Origin of the sequence: Pseudomonas sp. MWU13-2105 (genome assembly GCF_023242315.1) — a bacterium.
In the GTDB taxonomy this organism is placed as follows: domain Bacteria; phylum Pseudomonadota; class Gammaproteobacteria; order Pseudomonadales; family Pseudomonadaceae; genus Aquipseudomonas.
In genome coordinates, this window is sequence record NZ_JALLIY010000017.1 from 89333 (window position 1) to 110109 (window position 20777).

Sequence of the window (20777 nt, forward strand, 5' to 3'; positions counted from 1 at the left end):
ACATCAGCAAAAAACTTCCGCGCCTGCGGTGTGGCAATGCTGTCGCCGGGTCCATGGGGCATACTGCGGGCTCCTTTCGGAGGGATTTATGAGCAGTCGAGTGAAGAGTCTGGTCCTGGGCCTGGGGGCGGTAATGGCCAGCGCGGTGTTGACGCTCTCCGCCGCGCCGGCCCAGTCGCTGATCGGCGTGGCCATCTACACGGTGGCGTCCCAGGACTGCGTCGAGGACGTGTCCGACGGTCGGATGCAAACCCGTTGCAAGCACAGCGGGCCGATCACCGTGACGGTGGTGGAATCGGGTTATGGCCGCGGTCTGCAGGCCTTCCTCAATGGTGTGCCGCTGCAATACGCGTCGCGCGGTTCACTCTGTGAATTCCGCCGGCCGTTCGTACCTTGCAGCGTCGGCAAGGTGGTGGGTTACCGCTTCAGTTATGTCTTTGAACTGGACAGGCAGCAGGCGGTCACGTTCGTCGTCGGCGACCGCTCGCTGACGGCCCCGGTTCAGACCATGGGCGCGGAAATTCAAATCACCCCCCACTAAGCGACGTTCGCCGGTGCGCTGGTTTGCACCGGTTGCGCGGCGGCTTCGTGCATGCGGTCGCGCCGGGCCAGGGTCGGAAACAGTCTCATCCAGCTCCCGGTGACCAGCAGGGTGCCGATACCGCCCATCACCACGGCGGGCACGGTGCCGAACCAGTGGGCCGTCAGCCCTGACTCGAATTCGCCGAGCTGGTTGGACGCGCCGATAAACAGCCCGTTCACCGCGCTGACCCGACCGCGCATCTCGTCCGGGGTCTCCAATTGTACGAAGGACGCACGGATCACCATGCTGATCATGTCCGCCGCGCCCAGTACCACCAGCACCGCCAGGGAGAACCAGAACGAGGTCGACAGGCCGAAGGCGATGGTCGCCACGCCGAACACGCCGACGGCGCTGAACATGATCCGCCCGACCTTGCGCTCCACCGGGAAGCGCGCCAGCCACAGCGACATCAGCAACGCGCCCACCGCCGGAGCCGAGCGCAACAGGCCCAGGCCCCAGGGGCCGGTCAGCAGGATGTCCTTGGCGAACACCGGTAGCAGGGCCGTGGCGCCGCCCAGCAGCACGGCGAACAGGTCCAGGGAAATCGCGCCGAGAATGTCCGGGCGACTGCGAATAAAACGAATCCCCGCCAACAGCGAGTGCAGGGTGGCCTTGCCCTTGTTAAGCGGGGTCTGCCGCGCCGGCAGGTTGAGCATCAGTGAGCAGGCGATCACATACAGGGCCACGGTCGGTCCATAAACCCAGGTGCTACCCAGGGCATAGAGCAGGCCACCGAGGGCCGGGGCGACAATGGTCGCCAGTTGCTGGGCCGACTGCGCGGCGGCCACGGCGCGGGGGAACAGGGCGGTCGGCACAATGGACGGCAGCAGCGCCTGGGTGGTGGGCATTTCGAAAGAGCGCGCCGCCCCCAGCAGGAACGCCAGGATAAAGATCATTTCCCGGGTCACATGGTCGGTCGCGCTGCCGATGGCCAGGCTCAGGGCGATCAGCGCCTGCAAGGTCTGGCACAGCGCCGCGACTTTGCGCCGGTCGTAACGGTCGGCGACATGCCCGGTGTGCAGCATGAACAGCACCCGTGGGGCGAACTCGACCAGGCCCACCAGGCCCAGGTCCAGCACGTTCCCGGTCAACTGATAGAGGTTCCAGCCGATGGCCACGGTGAGCATCTGGAAACCGCTGACGGTAAAGATCCGCGCCAGCCAGAAAGCCAGGAAAGGGCGGTGGTGGCGCAGCAGCATCGGCGTCTCGGCAGGCATCGGAGGACTCGTCAGGGCAGGGGACAAGGCAGATTATCATTCCCATGTAACAAAAAGTTGCTGAGCTGCCTATGTTTTCTCCGGATCAGTTGGTATCTGCGCCTGAGGCAACCTGTCACGCGGCAAAAGACCACACAGCCCGGTCGTCGGAATGGGGCTACTCTTTCAACGTTGATTGATCCAGGTCACTTCCATTTTCGGTACTGGCCTGGATCGCGACTCCCTGCGTCGCGATGGTTGAAAAGAACGAATTCGAATTCGCCGCACTCCGTATCCGTGGGGGCAGTGGTGCAGGCCTCCAGGCCGGCAACCGGTATTACCTGACAGAGGAAGACTTATGTTCGGTTTGGAGGCGCTAGATCTCGCCCGAATCCAGTTCGCGTTCACCATCTCGTTCCATATCCTGTTCCCGGCGATCACCATCGGTCTGGCGAGTTACCTGGCGGTACTCGAAGGCCTGTGGCTGAAGACGCACAACGATACCTACCGTGATCTGTACCACTTCTGGTCGAAGATCTTCGCCGTCAACTTCGGCATGGGCGTGGTCTCCGGGCTGGTCATGGCCTATCAGTTCGGGACCAACTGGAGTCGCTTCTCCGACTTCGCCGGCGCGGTCACCGGGCCGCTGCTGACCTATGAAGTGCTCACGGCGTTCTTCCTCGAAGCCGGTTTCCTCGGCGTCATGCTGTTCGGTTGGAACCGCGTCGGCCGCGGCCTGCATTTCTTTTCCACGGTGATGGTGGCGATCGGTACGCTGGTCTCGACCTTCTGGATTCTCTCGTCCAACAGTTGGATGCAGACGCCGCAGGGCTACGAAATCATCGACGGCCGGGTGATCCCGGTGGACTGGCTGGCGGTGGTGTTCAACCCGTCCTTCCCTTATCGGCTGATGCACATGGCCACGGCGGCCTTTGTCGCCACGGCGTTCTTCGTCGGCTCGTCGGCGGCCTGGCATCTGTTGCGCGGGCGCGACAATCCGGCGATCCGCACCATGCTCTCGATGGCCATGTGGATGGCGCTGATCGTCGCGCCGATCCAGGCGGTGATCGGTGACTTCCATGGTCTCAACACCCTCGAGCACCAGCCGGCGAAGATCGCCGCCATCGAAGGTCACTGGGAAAACGTCGGCAATGAACCGACCCCGCTGATTCTCTTCGGCCTGCCGGACATGAAGGCCGAGAAGACCCGCTTCGCCGTGGAAATCCCGTACCTGGGCAGCCTGATCCTGACCCACAGCCTGGACAAGCAGGTGCCGGCGCTCAAGGAGTTCCCGGCCGAAGACCGGCCGAATTCGACCATCGTGTTCTGGTCGTTCCGGGTCATGGTCGGCCTGGGTTTGCTGATGATCTTCACCGGGTTGTGGAGCCTGTGGCTGCGCAAGCGTGACCGTCTCTACAGCAACCGCGGCTTCCTGTACCTGGCATTGTGGATGGGACCCTCGGGCCTGATCGCGATCCTGGCCGGCTGGTTCACCACCGAGATCGGTCGCCAGCCCTGGGTGGTCTACGGCCTGATGCGCACGGCGGACGCGTCGTCCGGGCACACGCTGGTGCAGATGAGTATCACCCTGGCGCTGTTCGTCTTGGTGTATTTCTCGCTGTTCGGCGCCGGCCTCGGCTACATGATGCGCCTGGTGCGCAAAGGGCCGAAAACCAACGAAGGTGCCGAGTCGAGCCACGGTGGTCCCGGCCAGCAACGCACCCCGGCCCGTCCGCTCTCCGCCGCCGATGATGGCGCCGAAGACGCTCACCACCTGAACAAGGGGAACTGAGTCATGGGTATTGATCTTCCGCTGATCTGGGCCGTGATCATCATCTTCGGCATCATGATGTACGTGGTCATGGATGGCTTCGACCTGGGGATCGGCATTCTCTTCCCCTTCGTCAAGGGTGATCGCGATCGCGATGTGATGATGAACACCGTCGCGCCGGTCTGGGACGGCAACGAAACCTGGCTGGTGCTCGGTGGCGCGGCCCTGTTCGGCGCATTTCCGCTGGCCTATTCGGTGGTGCTCTCGGCGCTCTACCTGCCGTTGGTCCTGATGCTGGTCGGACTGATCTTCCGCGGCGTGGCCTTCGAGTTCCGTTTCAAGGCCAAGGAGCACAAGCGGCATATCTGGGACAAGGCGTTTATCGGCGGCTCGCTGACCGCGACCTTTTTCCAGGGTGTCGCGCTGGGGGCCTTCATCGATGGCATTCCGGTGGTCGACCGCCAGTTCGCCGGCGGCTCGCTGGACTGGCTGACGCCCTTCACGCTGTTCTGTGGCGTGGCGTTGGTGGTGGCCTATGCCTTGCTCGGCTGTACCTGGCTGATCATGAAGACCGAGGGCAGGTTGCAGGAGCAGATGCACGACCTGGCGCGGCCCCTGGCCTATGTGGTGTTGGCGGTGATCGGGGTGGTCAGTATCTGGACCCCGCTGACCCACGCCGAGATCGCCGCACGCTGGTTCACCCTGCCGAACCTGTTCTGGTTCCTGCCGGTACCGATCCTGGTGCTGGTGACGCTGTACGGTTTGCTCCGGGCGGTGGCGCGCAATGCCCACTACACGCCGTTCCTGCTGACCCTGGCGCTGATTTTCCTCGGCTACAGCGGCCTGGGCATCAGCCTGTGGCCGCATATCGTGCCGCCGTCGATCTCGATCTGGGACGCCGCCGCGCCGCCGCAAAGCCAGGGCTTCATGCTGGTGGGAACGCTGTTCATCATCCCGTTCATCCTGGGCTACACCTTCTGGAGCTACTACGTGTTCCGCGGCAAGGTGACTCACGAGGACGGTTATCACTAGGGCGCACTGCCCGCTCCGTGCAGGGGCGGGCGGGTTGACGATGGCGTGCTTGGCTACGCCATCGTGCTTGAACGACGAGGATTGGGCTCATGGCAGGCAAACCTTCTTTGCACGAGATCGAAGCGGCGGAAAAGAAACCGCTCTGGCAACGTATCGGCTGGCTGGTGATCATCTGGACGGGCAGTGTGCTGGCGCTGTTCGTGGTCGCCAGCCTGATGCGGTTGTTCATGAGTGCGGCTGGGTTGACCACACACTAGGCTGGACTTTTTAGAGGCCTGTGGGAGCGGTGGGTTGTGGTTACTTGCGTGCCTTGAGAATCACGAACTTGGGTGTCGCCGCCACTTGTTCGACACCACGGAACAAACGTGCCAGCTTGCTGTGATAACCCAGGTGGCGGTTGCCGACGATATACAGCGCACCGCCGACCACCAACGCTTCGCGGGCCTGCTGGAACATCCGCCAGGCGAGGAAATCGCCGACCACCTGCTGCTGGTGGAATGGCGGGTTGCACAACACCACATCCAACGACTGCGGCGCTTGCCCGGCCAGGCCGTCACCTGCCCTGATCACCGCCTCGCGTTCGCCCAGCGCCGCTTGCCAGTTCTCCCGCGCCGATTGCACGGCCATGAAGGATTCGTCCACCAGCGTGTAGTGGGCTTGGGGATTTTGCAGCGCGCTGGCGATCGCCAGCACGCCGTTGCCGCAACCCAGGTCCGCGACCTGCGCGCTGCCCAGGTTGCCGGGCAGGTGCGGCAGGAAGGCCCGGGTGCCGATGTCCAGGCCTTCGCGGCAGAACACATTGGCGTGGTTGAGCAGCTCGATGGCCGGTTCGTCGAGCCGGTAGCGTGTCGGGTAAGGCGATACGGCCGCTTCCCGTGCCGCTGGCGTGGCGATCAGCAGACGCGCCTTCTTCACCGCCAGGGAGGCCTGCACGGGGCCGATATAGCGCTCCAGCAGATCGCCGGCGGCCCTGGGCAGGTGTTTGATCATGGCGCTGGCGATCACTCGGGCACCCGGGGCCAACTGACCTTGCAGGCGAATCAGCTGTTCTTCCAGCAGGGCGAGGGTTTTCGGCACCCGGATCAGCACCCGGTCGAATGGCCCGACCCAGGCCTCACTGGCGGGGACGTGAGGCACCGCGTCGAAGGCCTGGCCGTTGCGTACCAGGTTTTTCTCCAACGCCAGGGCCCCAAGGAACGAGTCGCCGCTGCTGGTTACCCGGACATGCCCGGCCAGGCTGCTGGCCAGGCCCCCGAAGCTGTCGTTGAGCACCAGCACCCGGGTCTCGGCCGACACGCCCTGTTCGGCCAGGTGCGCGAGCAGGTATTCATCCGCGGCATCGAAGGCTTGCAGCGGCTCGTTCTGTTGTTCGGGCTGGCGGATCAGGTCGAGTCGGGCAAACGGGCTTTCTAGCAGGGGCATGGGGGGCTCTGGAGCGTCGATGTTGCCTCGTCACGGGTTGGGACAGGACAAGCGGGAATTGAAGATCGAAGGATTTTACGTGGGTTTGTCGCGGATTGCCTGTTTCTTCTGATGGCAGATCCCTCTGCCGGGTGCGGTCCTTGCTCGTTCAGAAAAGCAGCCCTGATTTGGCGGCACACAAGACGGCGGACGCTTTGTTGTTGACCCCGAACTTCCTCATGATGGTGCTCATGTGAAAGCCCACGGTGCGCGTTGTCAGGTGGAGAATGTCGGCAATCTCGGAGGCGGTCTTGCCTTCCGCGGTCCACTTCATGATCTCGGCTTCGCGCGGCGACAACGGGTAGCTGTTGTCCGACCTCTGGGTTGGCAGCAGCTTGTCTGCCAGCGCGGAATGCAGCCAGTTGCACAGCCAGAGGACTTGCCCGGCCTTGCTGTAGAACTCATCGGTGGTAATCGGGACCGAATTGCGCGCCAGACTCAAGGTGCTGACGATGCCGCGAACGTCATGGACTGACTGTGAGCATCCTTGTCTCAACCCATGCTCCTGCATGTCTCTCCAGAGTGTTGGGGTGGATTGAAAGACCTCCGGGGACCAGAGGATCGGGAACACCGAACGATGACAGTGGAAAACCAACGGATCGATCGTTTGGTAGTTGTTACGCTGATAGCATCTGTTCCATTCGTTTGGGTAGTTGTTGAAGTGTGTGCTGTTTGTCTGATGGCTTCCAAGTAGGGTGGTCATTCTGAATGATGCGTAGGTGAAGCCAATTTGCACGGCCAGATTGAAAACTGCGTTGAAGATTGCCTGTTCTTCTTTTTCACTCATGAGCTGATGCAGTTGATTATCCTGCCAGTTCTCCATTGAAGTGCCCTTCCGTGATTGCGTGTAACGGTCGAAGGTGACGGAAATAGTGTAGGAAATATCGGCGTTGGTGGGCGATGTTTTTTGGCCTGGGGCCGATATTTTTATAATCTTTAAAAGATCATGGTTATCGCCCGTTGTACTGTAGTTAGGGGCGTTTTGCTATCATTTCGCATGTTGTTCCCGTGGACTAGACTAGTCTGGAAGTGGTCGTTCCTCACGCTGTGTAAGTGTCGGTGTGTGAATATGTATTAAAGGGCGAGCTGGGGAATATATAAGTTATTGTTTCTAGTGAGGGGTGTACATATGGTTTGAGTATGTACAGGTTTTAAGAGAATCTATACCACTACAAACCATCGGTGTTTCTCGGCTGCTCTTTGCGCGACACTGACGTTCACTGCCTCACGGAGAACGTCATGACCGCCAGCGCCGAGAAGTTCACCCGCCAGACCCTGCTCGGGGTCCAACCCTTGACGCCCAGCCTGTTCACCTTGCGTGCCAGCCGTGATGCCGGCTTTCGTTTTCGGGCTGGCCAGTTTGCCCGTCTCGGGGTGAGCAAGGCCGATGGCAGTGTCGTGTGGCGCGCCTATTCGATGGTGTCCTCGCCCCATGACGAATTCCTCGAGTTCTTTTCCATCGTGGTGCCCGAGGGCGAATTCACCAGCGAGTTGAGTCGCCTGCGCGAGGGCGACACCCTGCTGGTCGACAAGCAGGCGTTCGGCTTCCTGACCCTGGACCGTTTTGTCGGCGGACGTGACCTCTGGTTGCTGGCCACCGGCACCGGTGTTGCGCCGTTCCTGTCGATCCTGCAGGATTTCGAGGCCTGGGAGCGCTTCGAGCGAATCATCCTGGTCTACAGTGCCCGCGAGGCGGCCGAGCTGGCTTATCGGGAACTGATCGGCGGCCTTGCCGGGCGCGATTACCTGGCTGAACACGCGCACAAGCTGCAGTTCATTGCCACGCTCACCCGCGAGCACTGCCCGGGGCTGTTGAACGGGCGCATTACCCAACTGATCGAGAACGGTGAGCTGGAGCGGCTGGCGGGAGTGGCGCTGTCACCCGAGCACTCGCGGGTGATGCTGTGCGGCAATCCGCAGATGATCGATGACACCCGGGCGCTGCTCAAGCAACGGGGCTTGCAGCTCAGTCTGAGCCGACGCCCCGGGCAGGTGGCGGTGGAGAATTACTGGTAGGGGCAGGGGCCCCTACAAGGGCCGGCGGTGTGGCTTCAGGGCTTGTTGGCCTGGGCCTTGAGCAGGTCGCGGATCTCGCCCAGCAGTTCCTCTTCCTTGGTCGGGACCGGTGGCAGGGTCGGGGCTACCGCTTCTTCGCGCTTGAGTCGGTTAATGGCCTTGACCCCCATGAAAATGGCGAAGGCGACGATGATGAAGTCGATGCAGGTCTGAATGAATTTGCCATAGGCCAGGACCACGGCAGGCACATTGCCGTCGGCGGCTTTCAAGGTAATGGCCAGGGCGCCGAAATCGACCCCACCGATGAGCAGCCCGATCGGTGGCATCACCACATCGCCGACAAACGACGAAACGATCTTGCCGAAGGCGGCCCCGATGATGATACCGACGGCCATGTCGACTACATTGCCCTTGACCGCGAAGGCCTTGAACTCACTGAGCACGCTCATAGCGTTATTCCTTGTTACAGATGAGGGGAGTAAGCGCAGTGTAATGGAGCCGCGGGCATCTTGCTGCAGGCTTGGGGTCGGCTGCGCCTGGTGTAATCGACCGGCGGCCCGGCAAAAAGTTTTCAAAGTGCCAGTAATCGCGCGAAATACGCGCCTTGGCGGAGGATGGCCCGTCTATTTTCTCAATCGACCTCTTCAGCCTTTTCTATTTAGAGAACGGCGCGTCAGTCACTAGCCTCTGGTCAGCGCATCGGAATGCGCCCTACAAAAACCAGAGGAGTCCGACATGAACATCATTCCTGCCCTTGGAGTCGTTTCGTCAAGGCGCGTGCTGTGCGTCTTGAGCGCCAGCCTGTTATCCCTGTCCGTCCAGGCCGCGACCCTGACCCGCGACAACGGTGCCGCGGTCGGCGATAACCAGAACTCGCAGACCGCCGGCGCCGGCGGGCCGGTGTTGCTGCAGGACGTGCAACTGATCCAGAAACTCCAGCGTTTCGACCGCGAGCGTATCCCGGAGCGCGTCGTCCATGCGCGGGGGACCGGTGCCCACGGCACCTTTACCGTCACCGATGACCTGAGCGACCTGACCAAGGCCAAGGTGTTTGCCGCCGGCAGCGCCACCCCGGTGTTCGTGCGTTTCTCCGCGGTGGTGCACGGTAACCACTCGCCCGAGACCCTGCGCGATCCACGCGGCTTTGCCACCAAGTTCTATACCAGCGATGGCAACTGGGACCTGGTCGGCAACAACTTCCCGACCTTCTTCATTCGTGATGCGATCAAATTCCCGGACATGGTGCATGCCTTCAAGCCTGATCCGCGGAGCAATCTCGATGACGACTCGCGGCGTTTCGACTTCTTCTCCCATGTGCCCGAAGCCACCCGCACCCTGACCGAGCTGTACTCGGACTCCGGCACGCCGGCCAGCTATCGGGAGATGGATGGCAATGGCGTGCATGCCTACAAATTGATCAATGCCAAGGGCGAAGTGCATTACGTCAAGTTTCACTGGAAGAGCCTGCAAGGGCTTCGCAACCTCGACCCCAAGGCCGTCGTCGAGGTCCAGGGCAAGGATTACAGCCATATGACCCACGACCTGGTGGCACATATCAACAAGGGTGACTTTCCGAAGTGGGACCTCTATGTCCAGGTCCTGACGCCACAGGACCTGGGCAAGTTCGACTTCGACCCGCTGGATGCCACCAAGATCTGGCCGGGCGTGCCTGAGCGCAAGGTCGGGCAGATGGTCCTGGATCGCAACCCGGCGAATGTCTTCCAGGAAACCGAGCAGGTGGCCATGGCCCCGGCCAACCTGGTGCCGGGTATCGAGCCGTCCGAGGACCGGCTGTTGCAGGGCCGGGTGTTCTCCTATGCCGACACCCAGATGTATCGCCTGGGGCCGAACGCCCTGCAGTTGCCGATCAATGCGCCGAAAGTCGCGGTCAACAACGGCAACCAGGATGGGGCGATGAACAGCGCTCACAGCAGCACCGGAGTGAACTACCAGCCCAGCCGCTTGCTGCCCCGCGAAGAACCGCAGGCGGCCCGCTACAGCCAGCTGGCCCTGGCCGGCAGCACCCAGCAGGCGAAGATCCAGCGCGAGCAGAACTTCAAGCAGGCCGGTGATCTGTACCGCTCCTATAGCAAGAAGGAAAAGCAGGACCTGATCGAGAACTTCGGCGGTTCCCTGGCGGACACCGATGACGAGAGCAAGCACATCATGCTGTCGTTTCTCTACAAGGCTGATCCGGAGTATGGCGCGGGGGTGACCAAGGTGGCCAAGGGGGACCTGGCGCGGGTCAAGGCGTTGGCGGCGAAGCTGGCGGATTAGTCAGCCCTGATGGTTGTTGTGTCAGTGCCGGCCCTTTCGCGGGCAAGCTCCGCTCCCAAAGGTTTTGAGTCGTACACGGAAGATCCCACGACTCAAATCCGGTGGGAGCGGAGCTTGCCCGCGAAGGGGCCCTTGAACTCACCAAACACTTCCCGGCTTCCCACCGCAACGGAGTCTCTCCATGCGCACTTTTGCCTTGCTGTTTCTATTCGCCTGCACGTTCTCTGTTTCAGCCCAGGAACCGCCGGTTCCCGACGATCCGGTCGCGCTCCAGGCGCAGCTCAAGGATTACTACTTCGATGCCGCCCGCCGTGGCGACGTCGAGATGCTCAACACGTTCATAGACGCCGGCTACAGTCTCGACACCCAGGACGTCCAGGGTTACACCGCGCTGATCCTGGCCGCCTATCATGGCCAAGGCCCCGCCGTCGAGCGCCTGCTCGCCGCCGGGGCCAATGCCTGTGTCCAGGACAAGCGCGGCAACACCGCGTTGATGGGCGCGATCTTCAAGGGTGAAGTGAATATTGCCCGCCGCCTGCTCGCCAGCGACTGCAACCCGGACCAGCGCAACGGCGCCGGCCAGACAGCAGCCATGTACGCCGGACTGTTCAAGCGTCTCGGCCTGCTCGACGAACTGGCGGCCAAGGGCGCCAACCTCGATGCCGAAGACCCCTTGGGTAATAGCGCCGCGCGCCTGGCCAGTGGCGAAATCCGTACACCGGCGCCGCGCTGATCGGCGCCAGCTGAGCTATCATCGCGGTTTTTGCGTGGGGGTTCAGATGGCCAAGGCCAAGCGCATGTACGGCTGCACCGAGTGCGGCGCGACCTTTCCCAAGTGGGCCGGGCAGTGCGGCGAATGCGGGGCCTGGAACACCCTGACCGAAACGATGGTCGAAAGCGGCGCTGCCGCGGCGCCCAGCGGTCGCACCGGCTGGGCCGGGCAACAGGCACAGATCAAGACCCTGGCCGAAGTCAGCGTCGAGGAAATTCCGCGCTTTTCCACCGCCTCCGGGGAGCTCGACCGGGTGCTCGGCGGCGGTCTGGTGGACGGCTCGGTGGTGCTGATCGGTGGCGACCCGGGCATCGGCAAGTCGACCATTCTCCTGCAGACCCTGTGCAATCTCGCCGCGCGCATGCCGGCGCTGTATGTCACCGGCGAGGAGTCGCAACAGCAGGTGGCCATGCGTGCCCGCCGCCTGGGCCTGCCCCAGGACCAGCTGCGGGTGATGACCGAGACCTGCATCGAAACCATCATTGCCACCGCCCGGGTGGAAAAGCCCAAGGTCATGGTGATCGACTCGATCCAGACCATCTTCACCGAGCAACTGCAATCGGCACCGGGCGGCGTGTCCCAAGTCCGCGAGAGCGCGGCCTTGCTGGTGCGTTATGCGAAGCAGAGCGGCACGGCGATCTTCCTGGTCGGTCACGTGACCAAGGAAGGTGCCTTGGCCGGACCGCGGGTGCTCGAACACATGGTCGATACCGTGCTGTATTTCGAGGGCGAATCCGATGGCCGCCTGCGCCTGTTGCGCGCGGTGAAGAACCGTTTCGGCGCGGTCAATGAACTGGGCGTGTTCGGCATGACCGACCGCGGCCTGAAGGAAGTCTCCAACCCTTCGGCGATTTTCCTCACCCGGGCTCAGGAAGAAGTGCCGGGCAGCGTGGTCATGGCCACCTGGGAAGGCACCCGGCCGATGCTGGTGGAGGTGCAGGCGCTGGTGGACGACAGTCACCTGGCCAACCCGCGCCGGGTCACCCTCGGGCTCGATCCGAATCGCCTGGCGATGCTGCTGGCGGTCCTGCACCGGCATGGCGGGATTCCGACCCATGACCAGGATGTGTTCCTCAACGTCGTCGGCGGGGTCAAGGTCCTGGAAACCGCCTCGGACCTGGCGTTGCTGGCGGCGATCATGTCCAGCCTGCGCAATCGGCCCTTGCCGCATGACTTGCTGGTGTTTGGCGAGGTCGGCCTGTCCGGCGAAGTGCGACCGGTGCCCAGCGGCCAGGAGCGCCTTAAAGAGGCGGCCAAGCACGGTTTCAAGCGGGCCATCGTGCCCAAGGGCAATGCGCCGAAGGAGGCGCCGCCGGGGCTGTTGATCATCGCGGTCACGCGCTTGGAGCAGGCCCTGGATGCGTTGTTCGAATAATGCTCGCTTTATCCATCAATCCACCTAATGAAGGGAGTCAAAGGATGAAAGTTTTCGGCTCGGCGGTGCTGGTGCTGGGAATGCTCGCGTGGTGCGCTTTGGCGCAAGCGGCGGCGCAGGTGCCCGCCGGTTATCGCGTGGCCCAGCAACTGCCGATCAATGATGGCCAGGTGCTGGAGATTCTCGAGGACGTGCGCATCAGCCCGGATCTGCATCGTGACTTGTGGGGCAATGGCGCGGATCCGGAAAACCTCGAAGACGACCTACTGGCGGCAGATATCGAGAAAACACCGCTGGTCGAGGCCCAGGTGCGTTTGCTGGCGGCGTCCGGTGAGGCGCTGGAGAGCAAAAGCCTGGGTTATCCACTGGCCAGCGTCGAGAAAGCACCGTTGGTGGGCCTGCCGGCCCCGGCGTTTTTCCTGACCATCGACGAAACCGCGCCCATGGGCACTTACAGCGGTCCGGCTACCCAAGTGCTGATGCCGTCCGCGGGCAAGCTCAATACCACGCTCTATCGGACGCCGGAGGGCAAGAGCGAAGCGCTGTTCCTGGCCCAGACCGGCAAGGCCGCCTGGCAGGTCGGTGCGCCGGGCGCGGACGGTGTGGCACAGATCCAGCAGGTGTCATCGTCGCCGGCGGGCGAGGACGAGGAGTTTGTCACCACCTACCGCACCTATCGCTTCCAGGACGGCGCCTGGCAATTGTCATCGCGGCAAGAGGCGGGGTATTGGGACACCGAGAGCGATTTTCCGCAGCCCTCGGCGTTTCCCTGAGCTTGCAGGCGCGGGTGTCAAAGGTGGTTTGTGGGAGCGGTGCTTGCCCGCGAAGCTTTTAGCCGCCTCGCGGTCCCCTTCGCGGCGGTGCGGCGGTCCGACAAGCACCGCTCCCACAAAAGCCTGCGTTCAGGCAGCAGGGGGCCTAGGGGCGGTCTGGTCTACAGCTCGATCAGGGCGCCGAGCTCGCGCTCAAGCTCCTCCGCATCGGCGAGGTTGAGCTCGATCAGGCGCCGCAGGTGCTGGATCGACTCCAGGCCGATGTGCAGGCACTTGAAACCCAGATGGTTTTTTTCCCGGTGCACCAGTTCGGCATCCATTTCGACATGGGCGTTCGCCGCCAGGCGAATATCGATGTGGAAGATGCCTTCGTGGCTGTCGTCCCAATTTCCCGGCCGCTGAAGCAGCAATCCCTTGAGCGAAAGGTCGATCAGATGCGCCGACCAGACGCTAGAGCCCTGGCTGAGGGTGGTGTCGGCGTCAAAATCAATGCGCTTGAATTGACGGCGATTGGAATGCGAGTCGCTCATGACGTGGCTCCTGTGCGGATCCCCTGACTATAGACGTCACAGCCGGGGGGAGCGAGCCGGCTTGCGATGGATAGCCGGATACCACACGAGTTGGGCCGGCATGGGCTATCGTTGGGGTCCAGCGCAAGCTGCTGCGCCAGGGCATAAAAAGCCGTTTTCGGGCAATGTCGGGTATGGCCTTTGGCCCTGTAGGCGCTAAACTCAATATGGCTGTCTTTCTTGTCCTCCCTGGCTGGAATATAAAAATGAAAAATAATAATAGCCCGCTACGCCACTTACCCTGGCTGCTGCTGGCGATCGTTGGAGCGTGCGCCCTGGGCGTAGTGGCCTTGCGCCGTGGCGAGGCGATCAACGCCTTGTGGATCGTGGTCGCCGCCGTGGCGATCTATCTGGTTGCCTATCGTTACTACAGTCTGTTCATCGCCAATAATGTCATGCAGCTCGATGCCAATCGGGCCACGCCGGCGGTGCTCAACAACGACGGTCTGGACTATGTGCCGACCAACAAACACATTCTTTTCGGTCACCACTTCGCCGCCATTGCCGGTGCCGGACCGTTGGTCGGCCCGGTATTGGCGGCGCAGATGGGCTACCTGCCCGGTACGCTGTGGCTGATTGCCGGCGTGGTGCTGGCCGGTGCGGTGCAGGACTTTATCGTCCTGTTCCTGTCCACCCGGCGCAACGGTCGTTCCCTGGGCGACATGGTCCGTGAGGAAATGGGCCGGGTGCCAGGGACCATCGCCCTGTTCGGCTGCTTCCTGATCATGATCATCATCCTCGCGGTGCTCGCGCTGATCGTGGTCAAGGCCCTGGCCGAGAGCCCCTGGGGCATCTTCACTGTGATGGCGACCATCCCGATCGCGATGTTCATGGGCGTCTACATGCGCTACATCCGCCCGGGCCGCATCGGTGAGATCTCCATTGTCGGCGTGCTTCTGTTGCTCGGTTCGATCTGGCTTGGCGGGCAGATCGCCGCCGATCCGGTCTGGGCCAAGGCCTTCAGCTTCACGGGCGTACAGATCACCTGGATGCTGGTCGGCTACGGTTTTGTCGCCGCGGTGTTGCCGGTGTGGCTGATCCTGGCACCGCGCGACTACCTGTCGACCTTCCTCAAGATCGGTACCATTGTCGCCCTGGCGATCGGCATCCTGATCACCATGCCGGTGCTGAAAATGCCGGCGCTGACCCAATTCGTCGACGGTACCGGTCCGGTCTGGAAAGGCGGTCTGTTCCCGTTCCTGTTCATCACCATTGCCTGCGGTGCGGTCTCCGGCTTCCATGCGCTGATTGCCTCCGGGACCACGCCCAAGCTGCTGGACAAGGAAACCAACGCCCGTTACATCGGTTACGGCGGCATGCTGATGGAGTCCTTCGTGGCCATCATGGCGATGGTTGCCGCTTCGGTGATCGAGCCAGGCGTGTACTTCGCCATGAACAGCCCGGCGGCGGCGGTTGGCAGTGATGTGGTGACGGTGGCACAGACCGTCAGCAGCTGGGGCTTTGCGATCACTCCTGACGCCCTGCTGGCCGTGGCCAGGGATATCGGTGAAACCACCGTGCTGTCCCGTGCCGGCGGTGCGCCGACCCTGGCGGTCGGTATCGCGCAGATCCTCCACCATGTGCTGCCCGGTGAGAACAGCATGGCGTTCTGGTACCACTTCGCGATCCTGTTCGAAGCACTGTTTATCCTGACGGCGGTGGATGCCGGTACCCGTGCCGGGCGTTTCATGTTGCAGGATTTGCTCGGCTCCTTCGTCCCGGCGCTCAAGCGCACCGAGTCCTGGACCGCCAACCTGATCGCCACCGCCGGTTGCGTGGCCATGTGGGGTTACCTGCTGTACCAGGGCGTGATCGACCCGCTGGGCGGCATCAACACCTTGTGGCCGCTGTTCGGTATCTCCAACCAGATGCTGGCCGGTATCGCGCTGATGCTCGGCACCGTGGTGCTGATCAAGATGAAACGCCAGCGCTATATCTGGGTGACCCTGCTGCCGGCCGCCTGGTTGCTGATCTGTACCACCACCGCCGGCTTCATCAAGCTGTTCGACGCCAATCCGGCCATCGGTTTCCTTTCCCTGGCGAAGAAATACAGCGTAGCGTTGGAGGCCGGGCAGGTGATTGCCCCGGCCAAGGACATCAACCAGATGCAGCACGTGATCTTCAATGCCTATACCAACGCGGCTTTGACGGCACTCTTCCTGTTTGTGGTATTCAGTGTGCTGTTCTATGCCATCAAGGTCGGTGTCTCGGCCTGGGGCAACAAGGAACGCACGGACAAAGAAACTCCGTTCCAGGCCGTGCCTGAAGCGTAAAAGAGGAATACCGCCATGTTCAACGACCTGAGTCGCCTCGGTAAGTACCTCGGTCAGGCGGCGCGCCTGATGGTCGGCATGCCCGACTACGACACCTACGTCGAGCATATGCAGAACAAGCATCCTGACAAGCCGGTCATGACCTACGAGGCGTTCTTCCGGGAGCGCCAGGAAGCCCGTTATGGCGGCAAGGGCGGACCGAAGTGCTGTTGACTTGAGGGCATGTTGAGTCTTCACGGCTGAACACTGTCACTGTGGGAGCCGGCTTGCCGGCGATGGCGATCTTGCGGACGCCATCGCCGGCAAGCCGGCTCCCACAAATTTTTTTAGCGTATGGGAGATCTTCGTTTGTCAGTCCCTATTCCCGTCACTGTGCTCAGTGGCTTTCTCGGTGCCGGCAAAACCACGCTGTTGCGCCATCTGCTCAAAGCCGAGCACGGCCTGAAAATCGCCGTGATCGAGAACGAATTCAGCGACGCCGGAATCGACACCCAGCTGTTGGGGGGCGAGCCGGTGCAGGTGATGACGCTGTCCAACGGCTGCGTCTGCTGCACCATCCACACTGATCTGACCAAGGCCCTGTACCTGCTGCTGGAACGCCTGGACAGCGGTGAGATCGCCTTCGACCGCCTGGTCATCGAATGCACCGGCCTGGCCGATCCGGCCCCGGTGGCGCAGACCTTTTTTATCGATGAGGAATTGCGCGAGCGCTACCTGCTCGACGGTATTATCACCCTGGTGGACGCCGCCCATGCCGAGCATCACCTGACCCAGGCCATCGCCCAGGCGCAGATCGGCTTTGCCGACCGGTTGCTGGTGAGCAAGCGTGACCTGGTGGACGAGGCGACGTTTAGCGCCTTGAGCGAACGGCTGGCGCGGATCAACCGTCGGGCGCCGATCCGTATCGTCGAGCACGGCAATATCGACCTGGCGGAGCTGCTCGATGTGCGTGGCTTCAATCTCAATGCCGACCTGGGCGGTGGCTTGAGTTTGCGCCCGGTCGGCAAGGCCCCGTCCGTCGACCGCATCTCCAGCCTGGTGCTGCGCACCGAGCAGCCGCTGGATATCGATAAGCTCAGCGAGTTCATGAACGAACTGCTGGAAGATCACGGCAAGCAGTTGCTGCGCTACAAGGGCGTGCTGAATATTGCCGGGGAGCCGCGGCGCATGGTGTTCCAGGGGGTGCTCAAGTTGTACGGTTTCGACTGGGACACCGAGTGGGAGGAGGGCGCGGCGCGGGAGAGCGTGATCGTGTTTATCGCCGATGAGCTGCCGGAAGAGAAGATTCGCGAAGGCTTTGCGAAGGTGGCTGCCGCTTGATGCGAGCCTTGTGGTGAGTGGACGTGTCCTGATGCTGTTCAGTTAAGGCCGCTTGAATCGGAGCGTGATCTTGTGGCGAGCGGGCTTGCCCGCTCGCCACACATCTCGGCCAGACTCGATGCGGCGTTTAACTGGGGCGGCGGGCTCCCGGCTGAGATTCTGGCAGGCTCAGGACCACTGCAAGACGGCAAGCCGATCCAGATACTCCGTCAGCCACTCGACGCCCAGCTCTGCATTGCCGTTCTCCACGGCAGCAACCAGGGCTTCACGCACTCGCCAATCTTCGGCTTGCGCCGAATGTTGCGCCAGGGCCAATCCGGTCAACGGCACCAGCCCGCCGAGAAAGTGCGCCAGGGGCACGTTGCCGGCCAGCCTGGCCAACTCCAGATGAAACTCGCCGCCCAGTCGGGTCGCCGTGCTCTGTCGGCCAGCTTCGGCATACTGGCGTTCTCGGGCAACCAGCGCGCGGAGCGGCTCGAAAGCGGGTCCGCCAGCCCTGGCGCAAACCAACTCGATAACGCTGGTCTCCGCCAATCGCCGCGCTTGCAGGGTCTGGCGGATCTGTTCGGCGTCGGGTTCGGCGACCCGGGCTCGTTGGTTGGGGCGGGCAAGAATGACCTGTTGCCGCACCAGGCGGGTCATCACGCGTCGCACCTGGCTGCGCCCCGCGCCATAGGCGCGGATCAAGGCTTCTTCACTCAAACCCTCGCCAAACCGCCGCTCGAGAATGTCTTCGAACACCTGGGCGTAGAGGGTTTCGGCGCAGTAGGCCGGGCCCTTTGGCAGCACGGGCGGGCGCCGGGCGGTGAAGGGCAGGGGTGTCGCAACGCTGTTCATATGGTCTCCCCTTGGCGGGTGGGTTATTGCTCGGTACTGCCCAGATGGTCGTCCGGGATGGTGAGTTCGATGCCCATGCGCCGGCCTTCCTGGAGGATGTGCCGACGCATTTCCGCGCTGGCCAGCGCACTGTTCTTGTTGCGGATGGCGCGCACCACGGCTTCATTTTCCCGCAGGCGTTCGGCCAGGTGCTCCGGCGAGTTGCGCAGGACCTCGGCGCTCTGCTTGAGGGCGTTGCTGGTCTGCTGCACCACGTTCTGGAAGATCGGGTTGGACGTCAGGGCGAACAGTTCTTCATGGAAAGCGATGTAGGCGTTCATTCCGGCTTCGCTATCGTTGGCCTCCAGGGCTTCGTGCATGTCCATCAGGGTCAGGCGCAACTGGCCGATTTCCTTGCTGCTGATGGACTGGGCCACCAGCCCGACGATAAACGGCTCCAGGGTGTAGCGCAGTTGCAGCACATCTTCGAGGCTGGCGTCGGCCACGCCGCTGTGGATGGCCGAGGTTTCGCTGGGGGCGGCATTGAGCACCACCACCCCTTTGCCCGGCATCGAGCGCACCAGGCCGAGGGTTTCCAGTACGGTCACGGCTTCGCGCAGGCTCGGGCGGCTGATGCCCAGTTGTTCGGCCAGTTCACGCTGGCCGGGCAGCATCTCACCGTGGCGCCACTGGCCGCGGGCCAGGGCGGCGCGGAGTTTTTCTACTACTGAATTGACGACGGTTGACGAACTGATCACGGTTTACTCCCAGAAAAAACGGTCAGGCCACGACCCACGGCCGGCGATGGTTGCGCTTGCCTGGGCCGGTGCAGGCGCCCGTCCCTGGGCGCTGCGCATCAGAACTCCTGCTGATGAGCCGGTGGTGTCGGCTTTCTCGGCGTAAAGGCATAACCTTGCTGGCCGTCGAGGACCTTGTGGGCGCGTTGCACATCAATGTCCTGTTCCCAGCGGGCAATGGCCACGGTGGCCACGCAGTTGCCGATCAGGTTGGTCATCGCCCGGCCAATGCCCATGAACCAGTCGACCGCCAGCACCAGGACCAACCCGACCACCGGGATCGCCGGGATCGCCGTCAGGGTGGCGGCGAGGATCACCAGGGCCGAACCGGGAATACCGTGGGCGCCCTTGGAGGTGATCAGCGACACCAGGAGGATGGTCAGCAGGTCCGTCAGCGCCAGCGGGGTGCCGGTGGCGTTGGCGATAAAGACGATGGCCAGGGTCAGGTAGATCGAGAAACCGTCGAGGTTGAACGAGTACCCGGTCGGGATCACCAGGCCCACAGTCGAGCTGCCTATGCCTAAGTGTTCGAGCTTGCGCATCACCTGCGGCAACACGGCATCCGAGGAGGCGGTGCCCATCACGATCAGCAGTTCTTCGCGCAGGTACTTGAGGAGGGGCAGGATCCGCAGGCCGGACAGGCGCATCACCACGCCGAGGATCACCAGTACGAAGGTCAGGCAGGTCACGTAGAACAGTGCCACCAGGCTGCCCAGTTGGCGCAGTGAGTCCAGGCCGTAGGTGCTGGTGGTGAAGGCAATGGCGCCGAACACCCCGAGCGGCGCCAGGCGCACGATCATGCCCATGATGCGGAAGATCACATGGCTGAGCTCGTTGATCAGCCGGGAGATGCCCGCGGCCGATTCACCCACCAGGTTCAGGGCGCTGCCGAACAGCACGGAGAACAACAGCACCTGGAGAATGTTGTTGTCGGCGAAGGCGCCGATTACCGAGTTGGGAATCAGCTCCATCAGGAACTGTGTGGTCCCGCGAAGGTGCTGGCCGCGGTCGGCGAGGTCGCCCATGGCCACCTTGGACAGTTGCTCCAGATGAATGTTGGCGCCGCTGCCGATGCCGGTGGAGAAGGCCAGGATCAGCCCGATCAACAAAGCGATGGTGGTCAGGATTTCGAAGTAGATCACCGATTTCAGGCCGATCCGGCCAACCTTCTTCAGGTCGCCGGCACCGGAGATGCCGCTGACCACCACGCAGAAGACGATCAATCCGATGAGCATCTTGATCAGTTTGATAAAGCCGTCGCCCAGGGGTTTGAGTTGGACGGAAAATTCGGGAAGGGCGAGTCCGCAGATGATGCCGAGCACCAGTCCAAGGACAACCTGAAGGAAAATCGAACGCGAGCACCATCTGAGCATGGGGAGGATCCTGGTCGGCGTTCCTTGGTCCGGGCCTGGGGCCGCGGCTTCGGAACTTAATTGTTGTGGTCTTACCGGTATGTCCAGTGCACGGTCAGTCTACGCTCGGTTTTTCCGGAATCACAAGGGGTTTACGCAAAATTGGTTGGACCGGTCTGACCAGTAGTGCGGGTCCTGTAGGAGCTGGCTTGCCGGCGATGAGGCCCGCAAGTGCGATGCAAGCCTCAAGACCGCCATCGCCGGCAAGCCGGCTCCCACAAAATGGTGTTCCACCGTAAAGGCACGGCTTGGCTGCGGGAGCGACGGACGGCGAGTTTTCTCCAGATGAAAAAAAGCCCGGTCATCGCTGACCGGGCTCTTTTATTGCGGCGGG

Annotated in this window: 20 protein-coding genes; 12 read left to right on the forward strand and 8 right to left on the reverse strand. The window is 62.5% G+C overall.

Annotation, left to right across the window (positions count from 1 at the left end; all coding sequences use genetic code 11):
• Window positions 1–88 precede the first annotated feature (88 nt).
• Entirely contained in the window at window positions 89–541 is a 453-nt protein-coding gene (locus M5B96_RS23740; protein ID WP_248799435.1) for a DUF4879 domain-containing protein, read from the forward strand.
• On the opposite strand, the gene M5B96_RS23745 is transcribed toward M5B96_RS23740, so the two are convergent.
• Window positions 538–1800, reverse strand: coding sequence for an MFS transporter (locus M5B96_RS23745; protein WP_248799436.1), 1263 nt, complete (start codon window positions 1798–1800; stop codon window positions 538–540). The two genes, M5B96_RS23740 and M5B96_RS23745, sit on opposite strands and share 4 nt — an antisense overlap.
• 337 nt (window positions 1801–2137) lie before the next feature.
• On the opposite strand from M5B96_RS23745, the gene M5B96_RS23750 reads away from it, so the two are divergent.
• From M5B96_RS23750 to M5B96_RS23760, 3 genes are all read left to right on the forward strand, one after another.
• Window positions 2138–3571, forward strand: coding sequence for a cytochrome ubiquinol oxidase subunit I (locus M5B96_RS23750; protein ID WP_248799437.1), 1434 nt, complete (start codon window positions 2138–2140; stop codon window positions 3569–3571).
• A 3-nt stretch (window positions 3572–3574) separates the two neighbouring features.
• Window positions 3575–4582, forward strand: coding sequence for a cytochrome d ubiquinol oxidase subunit II (gene cydB / locus M5B96_RS23755; RefSeq protein ID WP_248799438.1), 1008 nt, complete (start codon window positions 3575–3577; stop codon window positions 4580–4582).
• Window positions 4583–4671: 89 nt separating this feature from the next.
• Window positions 4672–4839: a DUF2474 domain-containing protein gene (locus tag M5B96_RS23760; protein WP_248799439.1), complete on the forward strand. Its 168-nt coding sequence runs from the start codon at window positions 4672–4674 to the stop codon at window positions 4837–4839.
• Window positions 4840–4879: 40 nt separating this feature from the next.
• Here the strand turns inward: M5B96_RS23760 and M5B96_RS23765 are convergent, their stop codons facing one another.
• Both M5B96_RS23765 and M5B96_RS23770 read right to left on the reverse strand, forming a co-directional pair.
• Window positions 4880–6004 (reverse strand): methyltransferase, encoded by a 1125-nt coding sequence (locus M5B96_RS23765; protein WP_248799440.1) that lies wholly within the window; start codon window positions 6002–6004, stop codon window positions 4880–4882.
• A gap of 148 nt (window positions 6005–6152) precedes the next feature.
• The gene (locus M5B96_RS23770; RefSeq protein WP_248799441.1) at window positions 6153–6866 is read right to left on the reverse strand and encodes a helix-turn-helix transcriptional regulator; all 714 of its coding nucleotides are present in this window, start codon (window positions 6864–6866) and stop codon (window positions 6153–6155) included.
• Window positions 6867–7282: 416 nt separating this feature from the next.
• Between M5B96_RS23770 and M5B96_RS23775 the strand changes: the two genes are divergently transcribed.
• On the forward strand, window positions 7283–8059 hold the full coding sequence (locus tag M5B96_RS23775) for a ferredoxin--NADP reductase (RefSeq protein ID WP_248799442.1): 777 nt from the start codon (window positions 7283–7285) through the stop codon (window positions 8057–8059).
• A gap of 35 nt (window positions 8060–8094) precedes the next feature.
• Here M5B96_RS23775 and mscL read toward each other — a convergent pair whose 3' ends face one another.
• Window positions 8095–8508: a large-conductance mechanosensitive channel protein MscL gene (gene mscL / locus M5B96_RS23780; protein WP_248799443.1), complete on the reverse strand. Its 414-nt coding sequence runs from the start codon at window positions 8506–8508 to the stop codon at window positions 8095–8097.
• Window positions 8509–8794: 286 nt separating this feature from the next.
• Between mscL and katB the strand changes: the two genes are divergently transcribed.
• The 4 genes from katB to M5B96_RS23800 all read left to right on the forward strand — a co-directional run bounded on the left by katB (window position 8795) and on the right by M5B96_RS23800 (window position 13256).
• Complete coding sequence (gene katB, locus M5B96_RS23785) at window positions 8795–10336, forward strand: catalase KatB (RefSeq protein WP_248799444.1); 1542 nt, start codon at window positions 8795–8797, stop codon at window positions 10334–10336.
• Between the two features lie 181 nt (window positions 10337–10517).
• Window positions 10518–11069: an ankyrin repeat domain-containing protein gene (locus M5B96_RS23790; protein WP_248799445.1), complete on the forward strand. Its 552-nt coding sequence runs from the start codon at window positions 10518–10520 to the stop codon at window positions 11067–11069.
• Between the two features lie 46 nt (window positions 11070–11115).
• A complete protein-coding gene (gene radA, locus M5B96_RS23795) occupies window positions 11116–12483 on the forward strand; it encodes a DNA repair protein RadA (RefSeq protein ID WP_248799446.1) in 1368 nt (455 codons plus the stop codon).
• 44 nt (window positions 12484–12527) lie between these two features.
• The gene (locus M5B96_RS23800; RefSeq protein ID WP_248799447.1) at window positions 12528–13256 is read left to right on the forward strand and encodes a hypothetical protein; all 729 of its coding nucleotides are present in this window, start codon (window positions 12528–12530) and stop codon (window positions 13254–13256) included.
• 161 nt (window positions 13257–13417) lie between these two features.
• Here the strand turns inward: M5B96_RS23800 and M5B96_RS23805 are convergent, their stop codons facing one another.
• On the reverse strand, window positions 13418–13786 hold the full coding sequence (locus M5B96_RS23805) for a PilZ domain-containing protein (RefSeq protein ID WP_248799448.1): 369 nt from the start codon (window positions 13784–13786) through the stop codon (window positions 13418–13420).
• A 245-nt stretch (window positions 13787–14031) separates the two neighbouring features.
• Here M5B96_RS23805 and M5B96_RS23810 point away from each other — a divergent pair, with 245 nt between their 5' ends.
• From M5B96_RS23810 to yjiA, 3 genes are all read left to right on the forward strand, one after another.
• Window positions 14032–16098: a carbon starvation CstA family protein gene (locus tag M5B96_RS23810; protein ID WP_248799449.1), complete on the forward strand. Its 2067-nt coding sequence runs from the start codon at window positions 14032–14034 to the stop codon at window positions 16096–16098.
• A gap of 15 nt (window positions 16099–16113) precedes the next feature.
• Window positions 16114–16311, forward strand: a complete 198-nt coding sequence (locus tag M5B96_RS23815; protein ID WP_017123431.1) for a YbdD/YjiX family protein — start codon at window positions 16114–16116, stop codon at window positions 16309–16311.
• A gap of 120 nt (window positions 16312–16431) precedes the next feature.
• On the forward strand, window positions 16432–17418 hold the full coding sequence (yjiA, locus tag M5B96_RS23820) for a GTPase (protein ID WP_248799450.1): 987 nt from the start codon (window positions 16432–16434) through the stop codon (window positions 17416–17418).
• A gap of 168 nt (window positions 17419–17586) precedes the next feature.
• Here yjiA and M5B96_RS23825 read toward each other — a convergent pair whose 3' ends face one another.
• The 3 genes from M5B96_RS23825 to M5B96_RS23835 form a co-directional block, all read right to left on the reverse strand.
• Entirely contained in the window at window positions 17587–18255 is a 669-nt protein-coding gene (locus M5B96_RS23825; protein ID WP_248799451.1) for a GntR family transcriptional regulator, read from the reverse strand.
• A 23-nt stretch (window positions 18256–18278) separates the two neighbouring features.
• Window positions 18279–18992, reverse strand: a complete 714-nt coding sequence (locus M5B96_RS23830; protein ID WP_248799452.1) for a FadR/GntR family transcriptional regulator — start codon at window positions 18990–18992, stop codon at window positions 18279–18281.
• Between the two features lie 98 nt (window positions 18993–19090).
• Window positions 19091–20404 carry a C4-dicarboxylate transporter DctA gene (locus tag M5B96_RS23835; RefSeq protein WP_248799453.1) on the reverse strand — a complete coding sequence of 438 codons (1314 nt, stop codon included), beginning with the start codon at window positions 20402–20404 and terminating at the stop codon, window positions 19091–19093.
• Between the last annotated feature and the right edge of the window lie 373 nt (window positions 20405–20777).

Bases quoted from the DNA above. Each gene is read 5' to 3' on its own strand.
- M5B96_RS23805 (WP_248799448.1), bottom strand. From the start codon at position 13,786: ATGAGCGACTCGCATTCCAATCGCCGTCAATTCAAGCGCATTGATTTT.
- M5B96_RS23815 (WP_017123431.1), top strand. From the start codon at position 16,114: ATGTTCAACGACCTGAGTCGCCTCGGTAAGTACCTCGGTCAGGCGGCG.
- M5B96_RS23740 (WP_248799435.1), top strand. From the start codon at position 89: ATGAGCAGTCGAGTGAAGAGTCTGGTCCTGGGCCTGGGGGCGGTAATG.
- M5B96_RS23825 (WP_248799451.1), bottom strand. From the start codon at position 18,255: ATGAACAGCGTTGCGACACCCCTGCCCTTCACCGCCCGGCGCCCGCCC.
- radA (WP_248799446.1), top strand. From the start codon at position 11,116: ATGGCCAAGGCCAAGCGCATGTACGGCTGCACCGAGTGCGGCGCGACC.
- M5B96_RS23810 (WP_248799449.1), top strand. From the start codon at position 14,032: ATGAAAAATAATAATAGCCCGCTACGCCACTTACCCTGGCTGCTGCTG.
- M5B96_RS23790 (WP_248799445.1), top strand. From the start codon at position 10,518: ATGCGCACTTTTGCCTTGCTGTTTCTATTCGCCTGCACGTTCTCTGTT.
- M5B96_RS23800 (WP_248799447.1), top strand. From the start codon at position 12,528: ATGAAAGTTTTCGGCTCGGCGGTGCTGGTGCTGGGAATGCTCGCGTGG.
- yjiA (WP_248799450.1), top strand. From the start codon at position 16,432: ATGGGAGATCTTCGTTTGTCAGTCCCTATTCCCGTCACTGTGCTCAGT.
- M5B96_RS23760 (WP_248799439.1), top strand. From the start codon at position 4,672: ATGGCAGGCAAACCTTCTTTGCACGAGATCGAAGCGGCGGAAAAGAAA.
- katB (WP_248799444.1), top strand. From the start codon at position 8,795: ATGAACATCATTCCTGCCCTTGGAGTCGTTTCGTCAAGGCGCGTGCTG.
- cydB (WP_248799438.1), top strand. From the start codon at position 3,575: ATGGGTATTGATCTTCCGCTGATCTGGGCCGTGATCATCATCTTCGGC.
- M5B96_RS23750 (WP_248799437.1), top strand. From the start codon at position 2,138: ATGTTCGGTTTGGAGGCGCTAGATCTCGCCCGAATCCAGTTCGCGTTC.
- M5B96_RS23765 (WP_248799440.1), bottom strand. From the start codon at position 6,004: ATGCCCCTGCTAGAAAGCCCGTTTGCCCGACTCGACCTGATCCGCCAG.
- M5B96_RS23770 (WP_248799441.1), bottom strand. From the start codon at position 6,866: ATGGAGAACTGGCAGGATAATCAACTGCATCAGCTCATGAGTGAAAAA.
- M5B96_RS23745 (WP_248799436.1), bottom strand. From the start codon at position 1,800: ATGCCTGCCGAGACGCCGATGCTGCTGCGCCACCACCGCCCTTTCCTG.
- M5B96_RS23835 (WP_248799453.1), bottom strand. From the start codon at position 20,404: ATGCTCAGATGGTGCTCGCGTTCGATTTTCCTTCAGGTTGTCCTTGGA.
- M5B96_RS23775 (WP_248799442.1), top strand. From the start codon at position 7,283: ATGACCGCCAGCGCCGAGAAGTTCACCCGCCAGACCCTGCTCGGGGTC.
- mscL (WP_248799443.1), bottom strand. From the start codon at position 8,508: ATGAGCGTGCTCAGTGAGTTCAAGGCCTTCGCGGTCAAGGGCAATGTA.